25 protein-coding genes and 1 tRNA gene are annotated in these 21,631 nt (G+C 72.4%); 8 read left to right on the top strand and 18 right to left on the bottom strand.

Annotation, left to right across the window (positions count from 1 at the left end; translation table 11 throughout):
* Nucleotides 1-3: 3 nt before the first annotated feature.
* Nucleotides 4-1,467: a flavin-containing monooxygenase gene (locus ABD086_RS17715; protein ID WP_343908931.1), complete on the top strand. Its 1,464-nt coding sequence runs from the start codon at nucleotides 4-6 to the stop codon at nucleotides 1,465-1,467.
* Here the strand turns inward: ABD086_RS17715 and ABD086_RS17710 are convergent.
* Entirely contained in the window at nucleotides 1,454-1,870 is a 417-nt protein-coding gene (locus ABD086_RS17710; RefSeq protein ID WP_343908930.1) for a VOC family protein, read from the bottom strand. The two genes, ABD086_RS17715 and ABD086_RS17710, sit on opposite strands and share 14 nt — an antisense overlap.
* Nucleotides 1,871-1,930: 60 nt before the next feature.
* Nucleotides 1,931-2,590, bottom strand: a complete 660-nt coding sequence (locus ABD086_RS17705) for an HAD family hydrolase (protein ID WP_343908929.1) — start codon at nucleotides 2,588-2,590, stop codon at nucleotides 1,931-1,933.
* A gap of 144 nt (nucleotides 2,591-2,734) precedes the next feature.
* Between ABD086_RS17705 and ABD086_RS17700 the strand changes: the two genes are divergently transcribed.
* Nucleotides 2,735-3,334, top strand: a complete 600-nt coding sequence (locus tag ABD086_RS17700) for a hypothetical protein (protein WP_343908928.1) — start codon at nucleotides 2,735-2,737, stop codon at nucleotides 3,332-3,334.
* Nucleotides 3,335-3,364: 30 nt separating this feature from the next.
* Here the strand turns inward: ABD086_RS17700 and ABD086_RS17695 are convergent, their stop codons facing one another.
* Together ABD086_RS17695 and ABD086_RS17690 are read right to left on the bottom strand one after the other, a co-directional pair.
* Nucleotides 3,365-5,014: an acyl-CoA synthetase gene (locus ABD086_RS17695; protein ID WP_343908927.1), complete on the bottom strand. Its 1,650-nt coding sequence runs from the start codon at nucleotides 5,012-5,014 to the stop codon at nucleotides 3,365-3,367.
* A 69-nt stretch (nucleotides 5,015-5,083) separates the two neighbouring features.
* The gene (locus tag ABD086_RS17690; protein WP_343908926.1) at nucleotides 5,084-5,431 is read right to left on the bottom strand and encodes an MmcQ/YjbR family DNA-binding protein; all 348 of its coding nucleotides are present in this window, start codon (nucleotides 5,429-5,431) and stop codon (nucleotides 5,084-5,086) included.
* A 100-nt stretch (nucleotides 5,432-5,531) separates the two neighbouring features.
* On the opposite strand from ABD086_RS17690, the gene ABD086_RS17685 reads away from it, so the two are divergent.
* The 3 genes from ABD086_RS17685 to ABD086_RS17675 are packed head-to-tail and all read left to right on the top strand — an operon-like array spanning nucleotide 5,532 to nucleotide 7,382.
* Nucleotides 5,532-6,059, top strand: coding sequence for an RNA polymerase sigma factor (locus ABD086_RS17685; protein ID WP_343908925.1), 528 nt, complete (start codon nucleotides 5,532-5,534; stop codon nucleotides 6,057-6,059).
* Entirely contained in the window at nucleotides 6,052-6,726 is a 675-nt protein-coding gene (locus tag ABD086_RS17680; RefSeq protein ID WP_343908924.1) for a hypothetical protein, read from the top strand. The genes ABD086_RS17685 and ABD086_RS17680 overlap by 8 nt, the downstream gene beginning before the upstream one ends.
* A 35-nt stretch (nucleotides 6,727-6,761) precedes the next feature.
* The gene (locus tag ABD086_RS17675) at nucleotides 6,762-7,382 is read left to right on the top strand and encodes a hypothetical protein (protein WP_343908923.1); all 621 of its coding nucleotides are present in this window, start codon (nucleotides 6,762-6,764) and stop codon (nucleotides 7,380-7,382) included.
* A 19-nt stretch (nucleotides 7,383-7,401) separates the two neighbouring features.
* Here ABD086_RS17675 and ABD086_RS17670 read toward each other — a convergent pair whose 3' ends face one another.
* Nucleotides 7,402-7,776: a hypothetical protein gene (locus ABD086_RS17670; protein ID WP_343908922.1), complete on the bottom strand. Its 375-nt coding sequence runs from the start codon at nucleotides 7,774-7,776 to the stop codon at nucleotides 7,402-7,404.
* 140 nt (nucleotides 7,777-7,916) lie between these two features.
* Between ABD086_RS17670 and ABD086_RS17665 the strand changes: the two genes are divergently transcribed.
* The gene (locus tag ABD086_RS17665) at nucleotides 7,917-8,678 is read left to right on the top strand and encodes an alpha/beta fold hydrolase (RefSeq protein WP_343908921.1); all 762 of its coding nucleotides are present in this window, start codon (nucleotides 7,917-7,919) and stop codon (nucleotides 8,676-8,678) included.
* A 159-nt stretch (nucleotides 8,679-8,837) separates the two neighbouring features.
* Here ABD086_RS17665 and ABD086_RS17660 read toward each other — a convergent pair.
* From ABD086_RS17660 to ABD086_RS17635, 6 genes are all read right to left on the bottom strand, one after another.
* Nucleotides 8,838-8,910, bottom strand: a tRNA-Ala gene (locus tag ABD086_RS17660).
* 173 nt (nucleotides 8,911-9,083) lie between these two features.
* Nucleotides 9,084-9,698, bottom strand: a complete 615-nt coding sequence (locus tag ABD086_RS17655) for a histidine phosphatase family protein (RefSeq protein WP_343908920.1) — start codon at nucleotides 9,696-9,698, stop codon at nucleotides 9,084-9,086.
* Nucleotides 9,688-10,065, bottom strand: coding sequence for a ribosome silencing factor (gene rsfS / locus ABD086_RS17650; protein WP_343908919.1), 378 nt, complete (start codon nucleotides 10,063-10,065; stop codon nucleotides 9,688-9,690). Before rsfS ends, ABD086_RS17655 begins: the two co-directional genes overlap by 11 nt.
* Entirely contained in the window at nucleotides 10,062-10,670 is a 609-nt protein-coding gene (gene nadD / locus ABD086_RS17645; RefSeq protein ID WP_343908918.1) for a nicotinate-nucleotide adenylyltransferase, read from the bottom strand. Before nadD ends, rsfS begins: the two co-directional genes overlap by 4 nt.
* Nucleotides 10,671-10,678: 8 nt before the next feature.
* Nucleotides 10,679-10,831 (bottom strand): hypothetical protein, encoded by a 153-nt coding sequence (locus tag ABD086_RS17640; RefSeq protein ID WP_343908917.1) that lies wholly within the window; start codon nucleotides 10,829-10,831, stop codon nucleotides 10,679-10,681.
* 19 nt (nucleotides 10,832-10,850) lie between these two features.
* The gene (locus tag ABD086_RS17635; protein WP_343908916.1) at nucleotides 10,851-12,095 is read right to left on the bottom strand and encodes a glutamate-5-semialdehyde dehydrogenase; all 1,245 of its coding nucleotides are present in this window, start codon (nucleotides 12,093-12,095) and stop codon (nucleotides 10,851-10,853) included.
* Between the two features lie 84 nt (nucleotides 12,096-12,179).
* On the opposite strand from ABD086_RS17635, the gene ABD086_RS17630 reads away from it, so the two are divergent.
* Complete coding sequence (locus ABD086_RS17630) at nucleotides 12,180-13,640, top strand: lysyl oxidase family protein (RefSeq protein WP_343908915.1); 1,461 nt, start codon at nucleotides 12,180-12,182, stop codon at nucleotides 13,638-13,640.
* 9 nt (nucleotides 13,641-13,649) lie between these two features.
* Here ABD086_RS17630 and ligD (ABD086_RS17625) read toward each other — a convergent pair whose 3' ends face one another.
* The 7 genes from ligD (ABD086_RS17625) to ABD086_RS17595 all read right to left on the bottom strand — a co-directional run bounded on the left by ligD (ABD086_RS17625) (nucleotide 13,650) and on the right by ABD086_RS17595 (nucleotide 19,309).
* Entirely contained in the window at nucleotides 13,650-14,531 is an 882-nt protein-coding gene (gene ligD, locus ABD086_RS17625; RefSeq protein WP_343908914.1) for a non-homologous end-joining DNA ligase, read from the bottom strand.
* A complete protein-coding gene (ligD, locus tag ABD086_RS17620) occupies nucleotides 14,528-15,463 on the bottom strand; it encodes a non-homologous end-joining DNA ligase (RefSeq protein ID WP_343908913.1) in 936 nt (311 codons plus the stop codon). The genes ligD (ABD086_RS17625) and ligD (ABD086_RS17620) overlap by 4 nt, the downstream gene beginning before the upstream one ends.
* Complete coding sequence (locus tag ABD086_RS17615; RefSeq protein ID WP_343909023.1) at nucleotides 15,460-16,311, bottom strand: phosphotransferase family protein; 852 nt, start codon at nucleotides 16,309-16,311, stop codon at nucleotides 15,460-15,462. Before ABD086_RS17615 ends, ligD (ABD086_RS17620) begins: the two co-directional genes overlap by 4 nt.
* Before the next feature lie 8 nt (nucleotides 16,312-16,319).
* On the bottom strand, nucleotides 16,320-17,273 hold the full coding sequence (locus ABD086_RS17610) for an electron transfer flavoprotein subunit alpha/FixB family protein (protein WP_343908912.1): 954 nt from the start codon (nucleotides 17,271-17,273) through the stop codon (nucleotides 16,320-16,322).
* 13 nt (nucleotides 17,274-17,286) lie between these two features.
* Nucleotides 17,287-18,084, bottom strand: a complete 798-nt coding sequence (locus ABD086_RS17605; RefSeq protein ID WP_343908911.1) for an electron transfer flavoprotein subunit beta/FixA family protein — start codon at nucleotides 18,082-18,084, stop codon at nucleotides 17,287-17,289.
* A 140-nt stretch (nucleotides 18,085-18,224) separates the two neighbouring features.
* Nucleotides 18,225-18,533 (bottom strand): hypothetical protein, encoded by a 309-nt coding sequence (locus ABD086_RS17600; protein ID WP_343908910.1) that lies wholly within the window; start codon nucleotides 18,531-18,533, stop codon nucleotides 18,225-18,227.
* Nucleotides 18,530-19,309: an enoyl-CoA hydratase/isomerase family protein gene (locus ABD086_RS17595; RefSeq protein ID WP_343908909.1), complete on the bottom strand. Its 780-nt coding sequence runs from the start codon at nucleotides 19,307-19,309 to the stop codon at nucleotides 18,530-18,532. Before ABD086_RS17595 ends, ABD086_RS17600 begins: the two co-directional genes overlap by 4 nt.
* Nucleotides 19,310-19,379: 70 nt before the next feature.
* Here ABD086_RS17595 and glgX point away from each other — a divergent pair, with 70 nt between their 5' ends.
* Nucleotides 19,380-21,533, top strand: coding sequence for a glycogen debranching protein GlgX (glgX, locus tag ABD086_RS17590; protein ID WP_343908908.1), 2,154 nt, complete (start codon nucleotides 19,380-19,382; stop codon nucleotides 21,531-21,533).
* Nucleotides 21,534-21,631: the final 98 nt, after the last annotated feature.

The following is a 21,631-nucleotide window of genomic DNA, read 5'->3' as shown; positions in this document are numbered from 1 at the left end:
GCCATGGGTCTCCACGTGGTGGTCATCGGTGCCGGGTTCGGCGGGCTCGGGGTCGCGCACGCGTTGCGCGCCGCCGGCGTCCGCGACATCACGATCCTCGAGCGGGCCGACGACGTCGGCGGCGTGTGGCGCGACAACACCTACCCGGGCGCGGCGTGCGACGTCCCGTCGCCGCTCTACTCCTGGTCGTGGGCGACCAACCCCACGTGGGGCCGCCGCTACTCGGGCCAGGCCGAGATCCTCGACTACATCCGGCGCACCGCCGCGGACGACGGGCTGCTGGACCTGGTCCGCACCGGCACCGAGGTCACCGCGCTCGAGTACGCCGACGGCGCCTGGCGGATCACCACGAACCACGGCGTCCTCGAGGCCGACGTGGTCGTCTCCGCGACCGGCCAGCTGTCGAACCCGGTGATCCCGGCGATCCCCGGCGCGGACACGTTCGCCGGGCCGGCGTTCCACTCCGCGCAGTGGCGCCACGACGTCGACCTGGCCGGCAAGCGGGTCGCGGTCGTCGGCACCGGCGCGAGCGCGATCCAGTTCGTGCCCGGCATCGCCGACCGGGTCCGCGCGCTGACGGTCTTCCAGCGCTCCGCGCCGTACGTCGTCCCGAAGCCGGACCGCGCCTACACGCCAGGCCACCACCGCGCCTTCGAGCGCTGGCCGGCGGTGCCCGCCGGCGAACGGCGGCTGACCTACTGGATCACCGAGCGGTTCAACGGCGCCCTCGAGGGCACCTCGCCGATCGCCGGGCCGCTGATGGCCGCGATCCGCGCGTCGTGGAAGCTGCAGCTGCGGCGCCAGGTCCGCGACCCGGAGCTGCGCCGCAAGCTGGTCCCGGACTACCGGCTCGGCTGCAAGCGGGTGCTGTTCTCCAACGACTGGTACCGGGCGCTGGACCGCGACCACGTCGATGTCGTCACCGAGCCGATCATCGCGATCGAGCCGGCGGGCGTGCGGACCGGCGACGGGCGGCTGCACGAGGCCGACGTGCTGATCTGGGGCACCGGCTTCGCCGCGACCGAGTTCCTCGGTGGCATCGACGTGCGCGGCGTCGACGGCGTACCGCTCGAGAAGCTGTGGGCCGACGGCGCCCGCGCCCACCTCGGGATGACGATGCCCGGCTTCCCGAACCTGTTCGTGGTCTACGGCCCCAACACCAACCTCGGCGGCAGCTCGATCATCGGCATGCTCGAGGCCCAGGCCGGTTGGATCGCGCAGGTCGCCCGACGCATCCAGGACGGCCGCGCGCACCGGGTCGCGGTGCGCCGCGACGTCTGGGAGGCGTACGACGACGAGATGCAGGACCGGCTGGGGCACAGCATCTGGGCCGGCTGCGACAGCTGGTACCGCGACGGCCGCCGCATCACCACCAACTGGCCCGGCCTGGTGGCGGAGTACCGGCGGCGCACGGCGACCGTCGACTGGTCGGAGCTGGAGGAGGTCGGCGCGGTCAGCTCCCGCTGATGTTGACCATCCAGTCGACGCCGTACCGGTCGGTGAGCATGCCGAACGAGTCGCCCCACGGCGCCTTCTCGAGGGGCGCCGTGACCTGGCCACCCTCGGCCAGGCCGGTGAACCAGGCGGACAGCGTGGCCTCGTCGTCGCCGCTGAGGGAGATGGAGCCGTTGGCGATGTCGCCCCCGGTGTCCACGTGGCTCGGGACGTCGGCACCCATCAGCAGCACGGAGTCGGACACCGTGAGGGCGGAGTGCATGACCAGGCCGGCCTCGCTCTCGGGAACGCCCATGCCGCCCTGGTCGGCGAACGTCATCACCTGGAGCTCGCCGCCCAGGACGGACTGGTAGAAGGTCATCGCCTCCCGGGCCTGGGCGCGGAAGTTGAGGTACGGGTTGAGGAAAGTGGACATGGTGCGCTCCTTCGAGGGGTTCTGACCTACCGACCCGCGGCCCGGCCGGAACTCATCGCGTCAGCGGTCGAGCACCTCGTCCAGGTTCTCCAGCAGGTCCCGGGGATAGGCGTACACCGCGACGGCGCCGGCGTCGAGGAGCTCCTGGCGACCGGACCCGCCGGACAGCAGCCCGACGGTCGGATCGCCCCGGCGCGTGGCGGCGACGACGTCCCACACCGAGTCCCCGATCATCAGCGCCCGGCCCCCGCCGACCTTCTCCAGCGCCTCGTCGAGCAGCTCGGGGTCGGGCTTCGACGCCTCGGCGTCCTCGCTGGTCGTCCAGGCGTCGGCATGCTCCTGGGCATTCAGCAGCTGCAGTGCGTGGTCGGCGTGCTTGGGGATGCTGGAGCTGGCGAGCACGACCTTGAGGCCCGCCTCGCGGAGCCCGACGAGGAGGTCGACCGCGCCGTCGAAGAGCCGGGTCTCCTCGAGCATCCCGTCGTACTCCCGCTCCCACCGGTCGCGGATCGCGTCGCCGTGCTCCCGCTCGACGTCGTCGCTGGTCACCGCCGCGACGAGCCGGTCACCGCCCATCCCGATCGCCCGGTGGATCGCGGCGAGCGCCACGTGCCGGTCCAGCACCTGCTCGAACGCCCGTGACCACGCGATGGCGTGGTGGTAGTTCGAGTCGATCAGGGTGCCGTCGATGTCCAGCGCGGCGATGTCGAAAGCGGCCATGCGGTCGCGGTGCCCGCTGCCCGCACGGCCCACACCTCTGCCGGCGACGCGGCACGGCGATGGCCCCATCGCGCCATGGTGCGCGTCCACCTAGGTGACCTTTGCTGGCACTCCTCCCTCCCCCCGAAGAACGGTGGTCCAGCAATGCTCAGCAAGCTCACGTCCCGCATGACCTACGCCAACGTCGCGAGCACCACGGCGCTGGTACTCGCGATCGGTGGCGGCGGCGCCGCCGTCGCCGCGGCGATGGTCCCGGCCAACTCCGTCGGGTCGAAGCAGATCGTCAACAACTCGGTGAAGAGCGTCGACCTCAAGAACGACGGGGTGACCGGCACCGACGTCAACGAGAGCACCCTCGGTCAGGTGCCGTCCGCCGCGAGCGCGGGCGGCCTCACCGCCGGCGCGATCTCGAACCCGGACAGCTTCGCGGCCGGCAAGCTGGGCGTCGTGCGCGCCTACGCGTGGAACAACTCGGCGGCCGCGGACGCGACGCTGACGAACAACGGCTATACCTACAACCGCTCCGGCGGCGAGGTGACGGTCGTCCACAACAGCGCCGGCAACTACACGATCACCTTCGACGGCCTGAACCTGGGCGGCGGCAACGTGGTCGTCTCTGGCTACGGCGGCGGCGCCAACTGGTGCAAGGTCAGCTCCTGGGGATCTAGCAGCATCGGCGTGCTGTGCTTCAACAGCGCCGGCGCGGCGACCGACAGCCTCTGGACGATCGCCGTCTCCGAGTAGGACCGCCGCCCGTTGGGTCCGAGCGCGCTGCTACACCTGCGCCCGGGCCCAGCGGTAGTCCGCCTTGCCGGACGGCGACCGCTCGACGACCGGGACCCGGACGACCGCCTTCGGGACCTTGTAGCGGGCCACGTGCTTCGCCGCCTCGGCGAGCAGCTCCGCGTCGGTCGCGGTGCTGCCCTCCTCGAGCTGCACGACCGCGACCGGCTCGCTCCCCCAGCGCTCGGAGGCCCGGCCGACGACGATCACGTCGCGGACGGCGGGGTGCGCCGCGAGCGCTCGCTCGACCTCCTCGGCGAAGATCTTCTCGCCCCCGGAGTTGATCGTGACCCCGTCGCGGCCGAGCAGCACGATCTGGGCGGCCTCGTCGAACCGCGCGCGGTCGCCGGGGATCGAGAACCGGACGCCGTCGATGACCGGGAAGGTGCGCGCGGTCTTGGCCTCGTCGCCGAGGTAGCCCAGGGGCACCCGGCCCCGCTGGGCGAGCCAGCCCTCGCCCTCGCCCGGCTCCAGGACCCGCGTGAGGAGGTCGTCGACGACGGTCGTGGCCGGGACCGGCGCGAAGGTCGCCGTACCGGCCGCCATGCCCTTGAGCGACATCGAGCTCATCTGCAGCCCGGTCTCGGAGGCGCCGGCGGCGTCCATGACCAGCAGGTGCGGCAGCGCCTCGAGGATCCGGTCGCGCACGCCGGGGGTCAGCGGCGCACCGCCGTTGTTGAAGGCCGCCAGCCCGGACAGGTCGTAGCCCCCGCGCTCGACCTCCTCGACGAGCGGGAGCGCGACGGCGTCGCCGACGACCGGGATGCTCACGACCCGCTCGCGCACGGCGGTGGCGAGAGCGTCGGCCGGGTCGAGCCGGTGGACGTCGTCGGGGAGGACGATCGCGCCGCCTCCGGTGATCGTGTGGAACGTCGACCACTGCGCCGCGCCGTGCATGAACGGCGGGATCATCAACAGCCGCATGCCGCCGCCGGCGTTCGTGGCGTGCTCGGCGATGGCGTCGTACGACGTGAACGGGTCGCTGGTGCCGAACGGCGTGCCGCCCATCGACGTGACGTAGATGTCGTCGTTGCGCCACAGCACGCCCTTGGGCATCCCGGTGGTGCCGCCGGTGTAGAGCACGAACAGGTCGTCGCCGCTGGGCACCGGCATGCCGCCGGTGGGCTCGGGCGTGCCCACGACCTCCTCGTAGTCGACGGCTCCGGGGAGCAGCTCGTTCCCGGACTCGTCGGCGACCTGGACGAGCACCTGGAGGCCGGGCAGCCGGTCGCGCACCGCGGCGACGTTCGGCGCGAACTCCGCGTGGTAGACCAGCGCCCGGGTCCGGGCGTCGGTGAGCAGGTAGAGCAGCTCCTCCTCGACGTACCGGTAGTTGACGTTGAACGGCGCCACCCGGGCCCGGTAGCCGGCGACCATCGCCTCGAGGTACTCGTTGCCGTTGCGCAGGTAGAGCCCGACGTGGTCCTGCCCGGACTCGTGGCCCGCCAGCTCGGCCCGGGGCGTGTGGCAGCCCAGGCCACGACCCACCAGGTAGCGAGCGACGCCGTCGACGCGCCGGTTCATGTCGGCGTAGGTGAGCCGGCGGTCGCGCCAGACCAGCACCTCCTGGTCAGGCACCGCGTGCGCGACGGTGTCGAAGACCGTGGACAGGTTGAAGCCGTCCGGGCCGAGCTCGGGCATCCGCACCAGCCTCCAGTCGCGAGGGTAGAACGCGTTCTCGTTGGCGAGCGATGCTAGCCCGAGGCCCGGTCAGACCGGGAGCCGGTCCGCCCGCGCGGCGACCAGGTCGGCGGGCGCGCTGAGCCGCCACGCCTCGAAGACCAGCTCGGCGAGCTCGTCGCGCTCCACCCGCTCCAGGTGGACCACGACCCACCCGAAGCCGTACGCCGTGAACTGCACCTCGAACACGTCGGGCCGCTCCCCGACGAGGGCCAGCTGCTCGGCGATCGTCTGCTTCAGCCCGACGGTCACCGTGGGCTCCCACAGGTAGCCGAACCGCTGCCCCACCACGTCGAACTGCGACCAGCGCGCCTTGTCGGTGCGCGCCACGCCGGGCAGCTGCCCGACCAGGCCGAGGAAGTCGTCGATCGAGGACACGGAGGGATTCTGCCGAACGGAACCGACAACCGCCCGGCGGTGTAGAACGGATGCCGGACGACAGGACGGAGCTGCGCCCATCACCGACGACGCCACCCTGGTGGCTCGGGTGCGGTCGGGTGATCTCGACGCGTACGCCGAGCTGGTGACCCGTCATGCCCCGATGGCCGTGCGCACCGCCACCCTGCTCGGGGCCGGCACCGATGCCGAGGACGTCGTACAGGAGGCCTTCGTGAAGGCGTACCGGTCGCTGGGCCGCTTCCGGGACGGTGCCGAGCTCCGGCCCTGGCTGCTGCGCATCGTGGCCAACGAGACGCGCAACCACCACCGCGCGTCCGTACGACGAGGAGCGCGCGAGCGGGCCGTCGCGCTGCCTGCCGAGCTGCTCGACCCGGGCGAGGCGGTGGCGGACCACGAGGCGAAGGAGCGGCTGCTGGCCGCGGTCGCCGGGTTGCCGGACCGGCTCCGCGTCGTGGTCACCTGTCGGTACCTCCTCGAGCTCGACGAGGCCGAGACCGCGACCACCCTCGGCCTGCCCCGCGGCACCGTGAAGTCGCGGCTCAGCCGCGGGCTGGCGCGGCTGCGGGCCGAGCTCGTCGAGGCCGGACGGGAGGCGGACCATGTCTGACCGGCTCGAGACCCGGCTCCGCGAGCTGGCGGGCGACCTGCGGGTGCCGGAGCCCGGCCCGGGCCTCGCCGGCGCGGTCGTCGCGCGGGTGGCGAAACCGCGGCGGCACCGGCTGCGCTGGGCCGTGGTCGCGGCGGTCGTGCTCGCGCTGCTCGGGCTGGCGGTCTCTCCCGTCGGTGCGAAGGTGACCGGCTGGCTCGACGTCGGCGGGGTGATGGTGCGCGACGACGACACGGTGCCGACCGGCACGCCCGTGGTCCCGTCCGAGAGCGGGAGGTCTCTCGACGGCGCGGCGTTCGAGCCCCTCGTCCCGGCCGCGCTCGGGCCGCCCGACGGGGTGCGCGTGACCGACGACGGCACGCTGGTGTCGATGAGCTGGTCGGCGGGCGGACGGACGATCCGGCTCGACCAGTTCGCCGCCGGCCTCGATCCGTACTTCTGGAAGTCGGCCCCGGGCGCCGAGCCCGTGACCGTCGCGGGGCGGGACGCGCTGTGGTTTGCGGTCCCGCACGAGGTGACCGTGGTCCCCGAGGGCGGTCAGCCGGAGACGTACGCACCCCGGCTCTCGGCGCAGACGCTCGTGCTGCCGCTCCCGGGCGTGACGCTGCGGCTCGAGGGGGACCTGAGCCGCCGACGGGCCGTCGAGATCCTCGCCTCGCTCGAGTGACGGAACCGCGCCGGCGTGGGCGGTGTAGACGGGGCATGCGCCGACTTCTCCTGCTGCTCGTGCTCGCCGCGAGCACCACCCTCGCCCTCGCGCCGCCGGCCCACGCCGGTGGCCCCACCAGCGTCCTGGTCACCGACCCCGCCACGGGCCGGGTGGCGGCCCTCTACTTCTCCGACGCCGCGTACGCCGGGCTCGACCGGATCCTCGCGGACGGCGAGCGCCTCGCCGGCGAGCCGGGCGGGCTCGGGGCAGCGCTCAACGTCACCTGGCTCATCCACGACGTCGAGCCGTGGCGGACCCAGCGGGTCTTCCTCGGCGCCGAGGGCGGCCCGGTCGTGGCGACCTACGGCACCGAGGCGATGCGGAACGCCGGCGACGTCGTCTGGACCCGCCCGGCCGACGGCCAGGCTCTCCGGAACCTGGTGCAGGGCGTGCTGGCGGGCGCACCCGCCTCGGCCGCCCCGCCTCCGTCCGCGTCCCGGCCCGCGGCCGACCCGGTCGTGCGCGAGCGGGTCGTCACCGAGACCGCGTGGTGGTCCCTGGCCGGCTGGCGCTGGGCAGTCGTGGGTCTGGTGGCCGGCGCGGGCGCGGCCCTGCTGGTCACCCGCCGGCGGACGCGCGACCCGGAGCCGCGCCAGGTGCTGATCGACGCCTGACCGCCGATGGGCGCTACAGCTAGCGACGGGCGCGGACCACGCCGCTGATCGCGGCCCGGCAGTCCGGCGTCGCCTTGAGCTTCGCGTAGAAGCGGCCCTCGGTGCCGGTGGTGCCCGTCGACCAGACGTACCGGCCGCCCTGGCGGTCGGTGGTGTCCATCGCGAACCGCTGGTCGTCGCCGCCGCCCGGGGTGCCCCGGACCTTGAACACGACGACGGTGCGGTCGGCCGCGCACACGCGCGGCCTGCTGCTCGTGACCACGCCGGACAGGTCGGTGCCGTCCGCGATGATCGTGACCTCGACGTTCGCCCTCGGTGCCGCGTCCGCGGTGGCCGGCAGCAGCACCGACCCGAACGCCGCGAGCACCGAGACTCCTACCACCATTGCTCGCATGCCGGGACGGTAGGCATCGGTGCTGCCGCGGTACATGACCCGGACGGGCCGCTTCGCGTGTCGTCGACCAGCCCGGCAGATCGGTTCGTCGCTTCGCGCGAACTACGTCGTGGCCGTCCGATCCGCCCTACGCTCAGCCCATGTTCATCGATGCCGGTGGTCACCGGCTCCAGACCGCGCGGTTCGGGACCGGGCCGCGGTGGTTCGTCGGGCACGGCGGCTGGGTCGGCAGCTGGGAGCTGTGGCAGCAGCCGATGCAGCTGATGCAGGAGGACTGGCGCAGCGTCGCGTACGACCATCGCGGGAGCGGCGCCTCCACCGCGACCGCCGAGCAGATCAGCCCGGACGCCCTGGTCGAGGACCTGTTCACGGTGATGGACCACTACGGGGTCGACCGGTGCGTCCTCGCCGGCGAGTCGATGGGCGCCGCCACCTGCCTGCAGGCGGTCCTGGCCCACCCCGACCGGTTCCTCGGCCTGGTCCTGGTCGACGGCGTGACCGAGATGACGGGCCCGGTGCCGGACACCGCGCAGATCCGTGGCGACTACGCAGCCTTCGTCCACGACTTCATGGAGGCGTGCATCCCCGAGCCGGACAGCGAGCACCTCAAGCGATGGGGACGGCAGATCCTGCTCCGAGCCGACCCCGAAGCCGCCGCGCGGATGATCGAGAGCCACTTCGAGCAAGGCGTCGCCCCGGACCTGTCCCAGGTCTCCGTACCCACCCTCGTGATCCACGGAGAGCTCGACCTCGTCGCACCGGTGGACCTCGGCCGGCAGGCCGCCGCGGCGATCCCGAACGCCGAGCTCGTCGTACTCCCCAGCGGGCACGTCCCCACGATGACCCGGCCCGCCGAGGTCGTCGACGCGATCAACACCTGGGCTGCGCAGCTCGAGATCTAGCACCACGCTGGGGGTGACGTGCCCGGCCGGTGGGCGCGGCGCTGCTGCTACACCGTCGAGCCACGCGAAGTGGCCCTTCCGAGACCCCCGCGAGGGCCACTTCGCGGGTCTCGACGGGAAATGAAGAAAGCCCGGCCGGCGGCCGGGCTCCTCCTGTTGTGGAGCTGAGGGGACTCGAACCCCTGACCCTCTGCATGCCATGCAGATGCGCTACCAGCTGCGCCACAGCCCCATCGTCGTTCTCCCGTGCGGGATGACAACTCGCGGAATACTAGCCAACCGCTCCGCCCGATGCGAAATCGGGGGTCCCGGACCCGGACCTGTCGGCCAATCCCTGTACTTGTCGGCCGAAGTTTCGGCCAGCAAGTTCAGGTTTCCCCGGTCGACCGGGGAAACCGACACCGCTCAGTCACCCACCACGCGGTTGTACGCGACCAGCCGGGCGGGACCGGAGGCGGGGACGTCGAGCTCGACCCAGCCGCAGTTGGCGGGGCCGCGGAGGACGCTGCGCGCGGTCGGCGGCAGGCCGAGCAGCACCGGCACCGCGTCGCGGATCGCGGCGCCGTGCGAGACCGCCACGGCCACCGAGCCGGGCTCGACGGAGCCCAGCAGCTCACGCAGCGCCGCGACCATCCGGGCGGCCACCTCGGCGGTCCTCTCGCCGCCGGGCACCACGTCGTAGTCGCCCTGCAAGAACGTGGCGAACTCCTCGGGCGCCACCGAGTCGTACTCCTCGTGGGTCAGCCCCTGCCGCCCGGCGAGGAAGTACTCCCGCAACCGCGCGTCGTACGTCGGCTCGAGGCCGGTCTCCTTGGCGAGGTACACCGCGGTCTGGCGGGCCCGGGCGCTGTCGGAGGACCAGATGGCCGCGGGCCGCAGGGCCGCGATCACCGGCGCCAGCGCCGCGGCCTGGGCGTGGCCGGTGTCGTCGAGCTCGACCTCGAGCTGCCCCTGGATCCGATTCTCGTGGTTGTACGCGGTCCGGCCGTGCCGGACCAGGACGAGCGTCCTACCGGTCATGCGAGACGACGTCGGCGGGCAGCTCGATCGTCGGGCAGTCGCGCCACAGCCGCTCGAGGGCGTAGAACTGGCGCTCCTCCTCGTGCTGCACGTGCACGACGATCACGCCGTAGTCGATGAGCACCCAGCGCCCGTCCCGCTCCCCCTCGCGCCGGATCGGCTTGGCGCCGATCTCGCGGAGCCGGTCCTCGACCTCGTCGACGATCGCCTTGACCTGGCGGTCGTTGGTGGCGGAGGCGAGCAGGAAGGCGTCGGTGATCGCGAGCTGCTCGCTCACGTCGAACGCGACGATCTGCTGGGCGAGCTTGTCCGACGCCGCGAGCGCGGCGGTACGCACCAGCTCGAGGGCGTGGTCGGTGGCCGTCAAGTCTGGTCCTTCGGGTAGAGGTGGTGCTTGGCGATGTACTGGACGACGCCGTCCGGCACCAGGTACCAGACCGGCTCCCCGCGCCGGGTCCGCTCCCGGCAGTCGGTGGACGAGATCGCCAGCGCGGGGATCTCGACCATCGTCACCCGGTCGGCGGGGATGGTCGCGAGGGTCTCCTCGTCCATGCTGTACCCAGGACGGGTACATCCCACGAACCGCGCGAGCGCGAACAGCTCGTCGGCGTCGCGCCAGGTGAAGATCTCGGTGAGCGCGTCGGCGCCGGTGATGAAGTAGAGCTCCGCGTCGGGCAGCTGCGCCTTGAGGTCGCGCAGCGTGTCGATCGTGTACGTCGGGCCCGCGCGGTCGATGTCGACGCGGGAGACGGTGAACCGCGGGTTGGACGCCGTCGCGATGACGGTCATCAGGTACCGGTGCTCGGCCGGCGTGACCACCCGGTCGGACTTCTGCCAGGGGTCACCGGTCGGGACGAAGACGACCTCGTCGAGGTCGAACCACGCCTGCACCTCCGACGCCGCCACGAGGTGACCGTGGTGGATCGGGTCGAAGGTGCCGCCCATGACCCCGATCCGCCGGGCGTCGGGCACGTGCTCGCTCAGCTGTGCTCGCGTCCCGCGCCGAAGATCAGGAGCGCGACGATCAGCGCGAGCAGGATCGCGAGCGTGACGCCACCGACCAACCAGTGGTTCGGCACGTTCTCGTTGACGGCTTCCTCGGCGGCGAGGGCGACGACGTACGGGTTCAGCATGGGCGACAGCCTACCGGGGTCAGCGGACGTGGCCGTCGCCGGTCACGACGTACTTGGTCGAGGTCATCTCCGGCAGCCCCATCGGGCCGCGGGCGTGCAGCTTCTGGGTGCTGATCCCGATCTCGGCACCGAAGCCGAACTCCCCGCCGTCGGTGAACCGCGTGGACGCGTTGACCAGCACCGCGGCGGAGTCGACGGCGGCGGTGAAGTGGCGGGCCGCGGCCAGGTCCTCGGTGACGATCGCCTCGGTGTGCTGGCTGGAGTACCGCCGGATGTGGCGGATCGCCGCCTCCAGGTCGGGTACGACGGCCGCGGAGATGTCGAGCGAGAGGTACTCCTCGGCGTAGTCCTCGTCGGTGGCCGGGACCACGCCGTCCAGCGCCTGGAACGCCGCGTCGCCGTGGACGGTGACGCCGGCGTCCTGCAGCGCGGCGACCACCCGCGGCAGGAACGCGTCGGCGACGTCGGCGTGCACCAGGAGCGACTCGGCGGCGTTGCACACGCTGGTGCGCTGGGTCTTGGCGTTCACGACGATCGCCAGCGCCTTGTCGAGGTCGGCGGCCCGGTCGACGTACACGTGGCAGTTGCCGACGCCGGTCTCGATGACCGGCACGGTCGACTCCTCGACCACCGAGCGGATCAGGCCCGCTCCCCCGCGCGGGATCAGCACGTCGACCAGCCCGCGGGCGCGCATCAGCTCCTTGACGGTGTCGCGGCTGTCGGCCGGCACCAGCTGGACGACGTCCGACTCCAGACCGGCGTCCGCCACGGCCGAGCGGAGCGCCGCCACGATCGCGGCGTTGCTGGCGCTCGCGCTGGAGCTGCCGCGCAGCAGCACGGCGTTCCCGGACTTCAGGCAGATGCCCGCCGCGTCCGCGGTGACGTTCGGCCGGGCTTCGTAGATCATCCCGACCACGCCGAACGGCACCCGCACCTGGCGCAGCTCGAGCCCGTTGGCGAGGGTGCTGCCGCGCACCACCTCGCCCACCGGGTCGGGCAGGCCGGCCACCTCGCGCAGCCCCTGCGCCATGCCCGCGAGCCGCTCGGGCGTGAGCCGGAGCCGGTCGACGATGTTCGGCGGCGCGCCGCCGTCCTCGGCGCGGGCGACGTCCTCGGCGTTGGCCGCGAGGATCGCGTCCTCGTGGGTGCAGAGCGCGTCGGCCATCGCCTCCAGCGCTCGGTCCTTCTGCGCGCGGGTCGCTAGCGCCAGCCCGTGGCTGGCCGCGCGGGCGCGCTCGGCGAGCACGACGACTGGACTGGTCATGTGGACGAGAGTAGGGCGTCGCAACCGATCCGGCCGTCCCTGCGTCGTACGTTGGTCAGGCTCACCTCCGGAAAGGTCCCTCCGTTGCGCCGTTCCCTCCTCGCCGCCGCAGGCCTGCTGCTGGCCGCCCCGCTGCTCGCCTCCGTCGGACCGGCTGCGACCGCGCAGTCCCCGCAGGCCCCGAAGGCGGACCCGGCCGCTCCGATCACCCTGTGGGCGCCGTCGCACGTGACCGCCTTCGCCTTCCGGCACCGCACCTGGACCGACCTCGGCCTGCGGGTGATCGCGCACGGCGCGCCGTTCGAGCTCTGGTCGCAACGGCCGTCGTACGACGACCAGATCCAGACCGTCTGGCACTCCGCGGCCGGCGACGTGCCCCTGCCGGCCGGATCGATGTCGGACTTCTCCGGCCTGGACCGCTTCCTGAAGATCACGATCGACCCGAAGAAGCGCGGCGAGGACACGCTGACGATGACCAGGAAGGGGTGCCTCAACGGGTACTCCGAGCGGGTCGACCCGAACGCCGACCCGCGCTCGCCGTACCCCGTCGGCTGCTGGTACAACGCCTACAGCCTCGGCTCGGTGCAGGGCATCCAGGCCGGCTGGGCGACGCCGGTCCTGAGCCAGAGCAGGCCGCTGCGGATCGGCCCCGGCGAGTACACCGTGACGGCGACCATCCGGAGCCGGTACGCGGAGATCTTCGGGATCAGCCCGGACGAGGCGACCCGCAGCCTCGCCCTCACGGTCACCGACGAGCGCGGCGGCGAGGCCGCGTCGGTGGGCCGGCACCGCGACCTGGCGAGGCCCGCGGCGCACCGGCCGACCGGCCCCGCCGGCCGCGCCGACGAGGGCGGGCCGCAGCCCGACCTGCGGTCGCTGCCCGCGTGGGGCATCTCGCTGAACAAGAAGGGCACCTACCTGCGGTTCTCCGCGACCGTGTGGAACGCCGGCGACAGCCCGCTGGTCGTCGACGGCTTCCGCCGCGACGGCGAGGACCTGATGGACGCCTACCAGTACTTCTTCGACGCCGCCGGCAACCAGACCGGCTACCAGCCGGTCGGCTCGATGGAGTGGGACCCCCGGCCGTCGCACTCGCACTGGCACTTCGAGGACTTCGCCCGCTACACGCTCCTCGACGCGGACCAGACCCAGGTCGCGAAGTCGAAGAAGGAGGCCTTCTGCCTCGCGAACACCGACTCCGTCGACCTCACCGTGCCGGCCGCCGACTGGAGGCCGGAGAACACCGACCTCTCCACCTCGTGCGGCGACTACTCGTCGCTCTCGATCCGCGAGGTGCTGGTCTCCGGATGGGGCGACACCTACTCGCAGTACCGGGCCGGGCAGTCCTTCCCGATCGCGGACCTGCCCAACGGGACCTACTACATCGCGGTGACCGCCAACCCCGAGCACAAGCTGGTCGAGTCCTCGACGGACAACAACCAGTCGCTGCGGGAGATCCGGATCAGCGGGTCGCCCCAGCACCGCAAGGTGACGGTCCCCCAGGTCGGCATCGTCCACGAGGAGGGGTACGGCGGCCAGGGCTGACCCCGGCGCTCACAGGCGCCGGCGCGCCCGCGCCAGGCCGCTGGCGTGCCGGCGCATCCCGGCCCAGGGGTCGTCCTTCGCGGCCAGCCGGCGGCCCAGGTTCGCGATGGTGACCTGCGCCGGCCGCACCCGGGACAGCTCGTCCCACGCGATCGGCGCCGAGACCGGAGCGCCCGGCCGCGCGCGCACGGCGTACGGCGGCACCACGGTCTGCCCGTAGCCGTTGCGCAAGATGTCCACGAGCACCCGGTCGCCGCGGTTGGCCTTGCGCGCCTCCAGGGTGAGCAGGTCGGGCTCACGCTCGACCAGCCGCTCGGCGACCGCCCGCGCGAACGCACGCACCTCGTCGAACCCCTCCTCCGGCCGCAGCGGCACCACCACGTGGTAGCCCCGGGAGCCGGTGGTCTTGAGGTACGTCGTGAGCCCGAGGTCCTCCAGGGCCTCGCCGGCCAGCCGAGTCGCGCGGCGGACCTTCGCCAGGTCACTCTGTTCGTCGGGGGCACTGGGGTCGAGGTCGAGGACGAGCTGGTCGGGGCGGTCCAGGTGCTCCGCCCGGCTGAGCCAGGTGTGCGGGGTGATGCACGCCTGCTGGGCGAGGTAGACCAGGCTGCGCCGGTCGTCGATCACCACCTGCCGCTGCGGGCCGTCGGCGGTCTGCACCTCGACCGTGCGCACCCAGTCCGGGAAGTGCGAGGGCACCTTCTTCTCGTAGAACGAGAACTTCCCGATGCCGTCCGGGAAGCGCTGCATGTTGATCGGCCGGTCCTTCAGGTGCGGCAGCATCCGGTCCGCGACGCCGGCGTAGTACTCCGCCAGGACGGCCTTGGTGATGCCGTCGTCCGGGAAGAGGACCTTGTCGGGCTTGCTGATCTCTACGCCTGCGACCTTCACTCCCTCACCACGTCCTTCGCCTTCTTGTCCGTCCGCAGTCCCAGGTAGCGCGGGTGGCGCAGCTGGCCCGCGGTCGTCCACTCGGTGAACGCCACCTCGACCACCAGCTCGGGCTCGGCCCAGTGCACGCCCTTGCGCGGCAGGGCGCCCTTCGTGCACGGGCTCGTGTCGCGCTCGAGCCGCGTCAGCCGCGCGTGCAGGTCGCGGAGCACCGCCTGGCTGAAGCCGGTGCCGACCTTGCCGGCGTACACGAGGTCGTCGCCGCGGTAGTAGCCGAGCAGCAGCGCACCCAGCGCCACGCGCGAGCCCTCCGGGTCGGTCCAGCCGACGACGACCAGCTCCTGGCCGGCCTCGCACTTGAACTTCAGCCAGTCCTTGGTGCGGCCCGTGGAGTACGCCGCGTCGGCCCGCTTGGCGATCAGGCCCTCCCAGCCCTTCGCGCAGATCTCGCCGAACCACTCCTCGCCGCCGTGCACGCGGTGCGGGGTGTAGCGGACCGGGTCGTCCCAGGTGAGAAGGTTCCGGAGCCGTCGCTTGCGGTCGAGCAGCGGCTCCCGGCGGACGTCCGCGCCGTCGGCGCGCAGCACGTCGAACGCGTAGAGGTAGACGGCCACCCCGCTGCGCCGCGCCTTCGCCGCGCTGCTGAGGTGGATCCGCGGCTGGAGCCGGGCGAAGCTGGTGCGCGAGCCCTCGAACGCCACCACCTCGCCGTCGACCACGAAGTCCGACGACGCCTGCTGCTCCAGCGCCTCGGCGATCTCCGGGAACGCCACGGTGACGTCGCGGCCGCTGCGCGAGTAGAGCCGGGTGCCCTGTCCCGTCCGCACCGCCAGGCAGCGCTGCCCGTCGAGCTTGCGCTCGTAGACCCAGCCGTCCTCCCAGAACCGCTCGTGGCTGAGCGTCGCCAGGGCCGGCTGCGGGATGTCGGTCACCCTCCCCCGATACCCACTCCCCGTTGAGTCGAGACGTCGGTGGCGTGCCAGTCCTGGGCGGCGACGATCGCCGCGAGTCGGACCGCGGCGCGGTCGGCCACCGGGTTCTCCCCGGCGCGCGAGGCCAGCTCGGACAGGGCGTAGAGGTCGGCGGCGCGGGCCAGGTCCAGGGCCGCCTCGGGGGCGGTGCCGCGGGCCGCGGCGTACGCCGCCAGCACGCCCTCGACGTACGCCGGCTCCCGGTCGAAGCGGAGCAGGTTGCCGAGGTCGGTGAACGGATGGCCCGCGTGCGCGAACTCCCAGTCGAGCACGCCCGTGACCGCCAGCGTGTCCGGGTCCACGAGCAGGTTCTTGGGGTTGAGGTCGCTGTGCACCAGGCAGGTGCGCGGCTCGGTGTCGAGCAGGCTGTCCGCGCGCTCGGCGAGTGGCCCCAGCGACGGCGGGAGCTCGAGGTCGTACGGCGTGACCGTCAGGTCCGCGTCGGCGAACACGCCGCGGCGCAGCATCGGCATGCCACCCAGCGTGGCGGCGACCGCGCCGAGCGACTCCCCCAGGCGCCGGAGCCGGTCGGGCGAGAGGGTCGGCAGCACCAGGTCGGCGCGTACGCCGGGCAGGTACTCGGTCACGAGCAGTCCCGGACGCTGCTCGAGGACGGCCGGCACCGGCAGCAGCCCGCGCACCAGGCGCAGGAGCGCGGCCTGGATCTCGGCCGCCTGCGGAGCATGACGGAGGCCGGCGAAGATCCGCACCACGGTGCGGTCTCCGCCGGCCTCGGCGACGAACGTCTCCCCGGACCAGCCGCCCTCGAGCGGCTGGAGCGACGCGAAGTCGCCGTCGTTCCCGGGGATCAGGGTGGTCAGCCCTTGCGCTTGGTGACCTCGTCGGTGAGGGCCGGGAGGACCGTGTGCAGGTCGCCCACCACACCGAAGTCGACGAGCTCGAAGATCGGGGCCTCCTCGTCCTTGTTGACGGCCACGATCGTCTTCGACGTCTGCATGCCGGCGCGGTGCTGGATCGCGCCGGAGATGCCGGTCGCGATGTACAGCTGCGGCGACACGGTCTTGCCGGTCTGCCCGATCTGGAAGGTGTGCGGGATCCAGCCGGAGTCGACTGCGGCGCGCGAGGCGCCGACCGCGCCGCCGATGGCGTCGGCGAGGTTCTCCACCGGCTCGAAGTTGCCGCCGGTGCCACGGCCACCGGAGACCACGATCGCGGCCTCGGTCAGCTCGGGACGTCCGGTCGCCTTCCGCGGCTGCGAGGCCACGATCTGGGCGGCCTTCGCGGCGTCGGAGACCGTCACCTCGAACTCCTCGACGGTGCCGGCACCCGCGGACTCCTCGGGGGCGGCGGAGTTCGGCTTCACGGTGATGATCGGCGTGCCGTGGATGACCTTCGCGGTGACGGTGTAGCTGCCCGCGAACACGCTCTGCGTGGTCACCGGGCCCTCTTGGACGTCGACGGCGTCGGTGATCAGGCCGGACTCCAGCTTGATCGAGAGCCGGGCGGCGACCTCCTTGCCCTCCGCGGAGGACGGGATCAGGATCGCGGCGGGCGACGTCTTCTCGGCGAGCTGCTGCAGCGCCTCCGCCTTCGGGGCCACCAGGTAGCCCTTGATCTGGCTGTCGTCGACGACGTAGACCTTCTCGGCGCCGTACGCCTTGACCTTCTCCGCGACGTCGGACGCCTGGCCGGCCGGGCCGATGAAGACGGCGGACGGCTCGCCCAGACGCTTGGCGATCGTGAGGAGCTCGTACGTCGGCTTGCGGACCGCACCCTCGGCGTGGTCGATCAGAACGAGAACTTCAGACATCAGGCAGCGCTCCTCAGATGAACTTCTTCGAGGCGAGGAACTCGGCCAGCGCCGTGGCGCCCGACCCGTCCTCGTCCTTGACGACCTCGCCGGCGGTGCGCGGCGGGCGGGCGGTGGTCTCCTCGACCGCGGTCCACGCCGCGTCCAGGCCGACCTGGCCCGCGTCGACGCCGAGGTCGCCGAGCGACCAGGTCTCCAGCGGCTTCTTCTTGGCGGCCATGATGCCCTTGAACGACGGGTAGCGGGCCTCGCCCGACTGGTCCGTGACCGACAGCACCAGCGGCATCGTCGCGCCGATCACCTCGGTCGCGGTGTCGCCGTCGCGCTTGACGCGCACCTGGTCGCCCTGGGTCTCGACCACCGACGCGAGCGTGACCTGGGGCAGGTTCAGGCGCTCGGCCAGCATCGCCGGGACGACGCTCATCGCGCCGTCCGTCGAGGACATGCCGCACAGCACCAGGTCCACCTTGCTGTCCGCGCCGGCCTTCTCGACGGCCTTCGCCAGCACCAGCGAGGTGGCGGCGGCGTCCGAGCCGGCGATCGCCTCGTCGGTGACGAGCACGCCCTCGTCGGCGCCCATCTGCAGGGCCTTGCGCACCGCGTCGACGGCCTTCTCCGGGCCGACGCAGAGGGCGGTCACCTTGGTGTCATCGCCCGCCTTCTCCTTGAGCTGCAGGGCCTGTTCGACGGCGTACTCGTCGAGCTCCGACAGGAGCCCGTCGACGCCGACGCGGTCCACGGTGTTGTCCGACTCGAACTGCCGGTCGGCAGTGGCGTCGGGGACGTACTTCACACAGACGACAATGTTCATGGTGGGTGTGGCCCCTCGGGCCCCTCCTGTGTACTCGGGTTGGTCGTGAGGCTACCGCCGGGTCACCGGCGTCGAAACTCGTGCGAGGGTCGGGTTCGTCACAGCGGCGCTGTCACGGTTGCGGCCGCGCCGGACCGGGGTCAGGGCCGGATGACCCGCTCCAGGACCCGGCCCACGACGAGGTAGGCGATGGCCGCCAGGCCCCAGTTCGCCAGCGCGTTCTTGGTGGCCGCGTCGCCGCCGTGGAACTCGAAGATGCCGTTGCCGCGCGAGAACACCTCGAGATCGAGGACGTCGGCGGCGTCGAGCACGAACTTCACCAGCGCGTTGTGCTGGTTGGCGTCCAGGGCGATCAGCAGCGCCCCCACGGCGAGGAGGAGGGCGCACACGACGGCGACCACCCAGACCACCTGCGCGACCCGGGTGCGTACGGCGCTGCTGCGGCTCATCGGCCCTCGAACCTCGCCTTGCCGGGGCCGCTCTCGACGAACGACCGCATGCCGATGCCGCGGTCCTCGGTCGCGAACAGCGCCGCGAACTGCTGCCGCTCGATCTCCAGGCCGGTCTCGAGGTCGACCTCGAGGCCGCGGTCGATGCTCTCCTTCGCGGCGCGGAGCGCGAACGCCGCGGCGCCCGCGAACTGCTGCGCCCAGGCCACCGCCTCGTCGTACACCCGGTCGGCCGGCAGGACGCGGTCGACCAGGCCGATCGCCAGCGCCTCGTCGGCCTTGACGAACCGGCCGGTGAAGATCAGGTCCTTCGCCTTGCTCGGGCCGACCAGGCGGGTCAGCCGCTGGGTGCCCCCGGCGCCCGGGATGATGCCGAGCAGCACCTCCGGCTGCCCGAGCACCGCGTCCTCCGCGGCGAACCGGACGTCCGCGCAGAGCGCGAGCTCGCAGCCGCCGCCGAGCGCGTAGCCGGTGACCGCGGCGACGACCGGCTTCGGGATCCGGGCGACGGCGCCGAACGACGACTGCAGCGCACCGGAGCGCTTGACCATGTCGGTGTACGACATGTCGGCCATCTCCTTGATGTCCGCCCCGGCGGCGAAGACGCGCTCCCCGCCGTACAGCACCACGGCCCGGACGTCGTCGCGCTCGGTGGCCTCGACGGCGGCGGCCCGGATCTCCTCCTGGACCTGCACGTTGAGCGCGTTCATCTTCGGCCGGTCCAGCCGGATCGTGCCGACGCCGTCGGCCACCTCCAGTCGCACGAACTCCCCCATGGGGCGGCCACCTCTCTGGTTGGGTCGGGTCGGTTCAACTGCCCCGACCGTATCGGGAACAATGGGGCGGGTGACCCCCGGACTCTGGCGTACCCGCGGTGAGCGTGCCCCGGTGTGGCCGGGCCGTAACTGGCCGCTGGGTGCGACCTGGTCTGAGGAGGCGACGAACTTCGCCGTGCACGCCCCGCGCGCGACCGCGGCGTTCGTCTCGCTCTTCGACGACGACGGCCACGAGGTGCAGCACCGGCTGACCGAGCAGGCGCTGGGCATCTGGCACGGCGCGATCCCCGGCGTCCGGCCCGGGACCCGCTACGGCTTCCGGGTGGACGGCCCGTGGGACCCCGCGCAGGGCCTGCGCTTCAACGAGAACAAGCTGCTGCTGGACCCGTTCGCCAAGGCGGTCGCGGGCGACCTCACCGTCGACCCCGCGATCTTCGGCTACGTCGTCGGCGAGCCGGAGCGTCGCAGCGAGCTGGACTCCGCGCCGTTCGTGCCGCTCGGCGTGGTGGTGGACGACCGGTTCGACTGGGGTGACGACCAGCCGATGCGGCACCGCTGGCGCGACAGCGTGATCTACGAGCTGCACGTCAAGGGCATGACCGCGCTGCACGACCGGGTGCCCGAGGAGCTGCGGGGCACGTACGCGGGGCTCGCGACGCCGGCCGTCATCGACTACCTCAAGGACCTCGGGGTCACCGCGGTCGAGCTGCTGCCCGTGCACCAGTTCGTGTCCGAGCCGGCGCTGCTCGAGCGCGGGCTGACGAACTACTGGGGCTACAACTCGATCGGCTACTTCGCCCCGCACAACGCCTACTCCGCCGGTGGCGACCGGGGCCAGCAGGTGACCGAGTTCAAGCAGATGGTGAAGGCGTACCACGAGGCGGGGCTCGAGGTGATCCTCGACGTGGTCTACAACCACACGGCCGAGGCGGGCGCGCTCGGGCCGACGCTGTCGTTCCGCGGGCTCGACGACCGCGGGTTCTACTGCCGGGTCGCCGGCTCCGCTGCGGGCGAGCCGTTCCAGGACACCTACTGGGACGTCACCGGCTGCGGCAACACCGTCGACGCGTCGAACCCCTTCGCGCTGCGGCTGATCCTCGACTCGCTGCGCTACTGGGTCACCGAGATGCACGTGGACGGGTTCCGGTTCGACCTGATGTCGGCGCTGACCCGGGTGCACCACCGGGTCGACATGAACAACCACCTGCTGATGGCGATCGGGCAGGACCCGGTCCTGCGGCACGTGAAGCTGATCGCCGAGCCCTGGGACGCCTCCATGGACGGCTACCGGGTGGGTGAGTTCCCGCCGCCGTGGGTGGAGTGGAACGACCAGTACCGCGACGAGATCCGGGACTTCTGGCGCAACCACTCCTCCGGGATCCGCACCGTGGCCACCAGGCTCGCCGGGTCGTCCGACCTGTACCTCGACGACGGCCGCTCGCCGTACGCCTCGATCAACTTCGTCACCGCGCACGACGGGTTCACGCTGCGCGACCTGGTGTCCTACGAGCGGAAGCACAACGAGGCCAACGGCGAGGACAACCGCGACGGCACCGACAACAACCGGTCCTGGAACCACGGCGCCGAGGGCGAGACCGGCGACGCGGCGCTGCTCGCCGTACGCCGTCGCCAGGCCGCGAACATGATGGCGACGCTCTGCCTGTCCAACGGCGTCCCGATGATCACCGCCGGCGACGAGCGCGGGCGGACCCAGCGCGGCAACAACAACGCCTACGCGCAGGACAACGAGGTGTCCTGGATCGACTGGCGCCCGGACGACGCGTGGCTGGACGTCTACGAGATCACCAAGACCGCGCTCCGGCTGCGGCGCGAGCACCCGGCGCTGCGGCAGCGGCACTGGTTCGAGGGCCGGCCGACGATGCTCGGCGGCGCCAAGGACCTGGCCTGGCTGCACCCCTCGGGGCGCGAGATGACCGGCGACGACTGGCACGACCCGCACCTGCGGGCGATCGGCATGTTCGTCTCCGGCGACCCGCTCCGCGCGCCCGGCCCGCGCGGCGAGCAGCAGGTCGACAAGTCGTTCATGATCTGGTTCAACTCCGACTGGCTGCCCCAGAAGATCACCATCCCGGAGAACGAGTGGGTGCACACCGGCGAGGTCGTGCTCTCGACCGACGCCAAGCTCCCCGTCGGCACCCCGATCAAGGCCGGCGACCGGCTCGCGATCGGCCGGCGCACCGTCGTCGTCTTCCGCCAGCTCTGACGCCGAGTCGGCGCGAATGCAGGCCGCCATGGCGCCGAGTCGGCGCGAATGCAGGGCTCACACCTGCAGTAGCGCCGACTCGGCGGCCCGTAGACCTG

It is taken from the genome of Nocardioides aquiterrae (assembly GCF_039526625.1).
GTDB lineage: Bacteria > Actinomycetota > Actinomycetes > Propionibacteriales > Nocardioidaceae > Nocardioides > Nocardioides aquiterrae.
This window is presented reverse-complemented; position numbering and strand designations above follow the sequence as displayed.

Excerpts from the sequence above, each read along its gene's own strand:
- ABD086_RS17710 (WP_343908930.1), bottom strand. The coding sequence starts at position 1,870 with ATGTCCACTTTCCTCAACCCGTACCTCAACTTCCGCGCCCAGGCCCGG.
- ABD086_RS17605 (WP_343908911.1), bottom strand. The coding sequence starts at position 18,084 with ATGAACATTGTCGTCTGTGTGAAGTACGTCCCCGACGCCACTGCCGAC.
- ABD086_RS17595 (WP_343908909.1), bottom strand. The coding sequence starts at position 19,309 with ATGGGGGAGTTCGTGCGACTGGAGGTGGCCGACGGCGTCGGCACGATC.
- ABD086_RS17705 (WP_343908929.1), bottom strand. The coding sequence starts at position 2,590 with ATGGCCGCTTTCGACATCGCCGCGCTGGACATCGACGGCACCCTGATC.
- ABD086_RS17610 (WP_343908912.1), bottom strand. The coding sequence starts at position 17,273 with ATGTCTGAAGTTCTCGTTCTGATCGACCACGCCGAGGGTGCGGTCCGC.
- ABD086_RS17680 (WP_343908924.1), top strand. The coding sequence starts at position 6,052 with ATGTCTGACCGGCTCGAGACCCGGCTCCGCGAGCTGGCGGGCGACCTG.
- ABD086_RS17675 (WP_343908923.1), top strand. The coding sequence starts at position 6,762 with ATGCGCCGACTTCTCCTGCTGCTCGTGCTCGCCGCGAGCACCACCCTC.
- ABD086_RS17670 (WP_343908922.1), bottom strand. The coding sequence starts at position 7,776 with ATGCGAGCAATGGTGGTAGGAGTCTCGGTGCTCGCGGCGTTCGGGTCG.
- ABD086_RS17695 (WP_343908927.1), bottom strand. The coding sequence starts at position 5,014 with ATGCCCGAGCTCGGCCCGGACGGCTTCAACCTGTCCACGGTCTTCGAC.
- ABD086_RS17700 (WP_343908928.1), top strand. The coding sequence starts at position 2,735 with ATGCTCAGCAAGCTCACGTCCCGCATGACCTACGCCAACGTCGCGAGC.
- ABD086_RS17600 (WP_343908910.1), bottom strand. The coding sequence starts at position 18,533 with ATGAGCCGCAGCAGCGCCGTACGCACCCGGGTCGCGCAGGTGGTCTGG.
- ABD086_RS17665 (WP_343908921.1), top strand. The coding sequence starts at position 7,917 with ATGTTCATCGATGCCGGTGGTCACCGGCTCCAGACCGCGCGGTTCGGG.
- ABD086_RS17640 (WP_343908917.1), bottom strand. The coding sequence starts at position 10,831 with ATGCTGAACCCGTACGTCGTCGCCCTCGCCGCCGAGGAAGCCGTCAAC.
- ABD086_RS17635 (WP_343908916.1), bottom strand. The coding sequence starts at position 12,095 with ATGACCAGTCCAGTCGTCGTGCTCGCCGAGCGCGCCCGCGCGGCCAGC.
- ABD086_RS17655 (WP_343908920.1), bottom strand. The coding sequence starts at position 9,698 with ATGACCGGTAGGACGCTCGTCCTGGTCCGGCACGGCCGGACCGCGTAC.
- ABD086_RS17715 (WP_343908931.1), top strand. The coding sequence starts at position 4 with ATGGGTCTCCACGTGGTGGTCATCGGTGCCGGGTTCGGCGGGCTCGGG.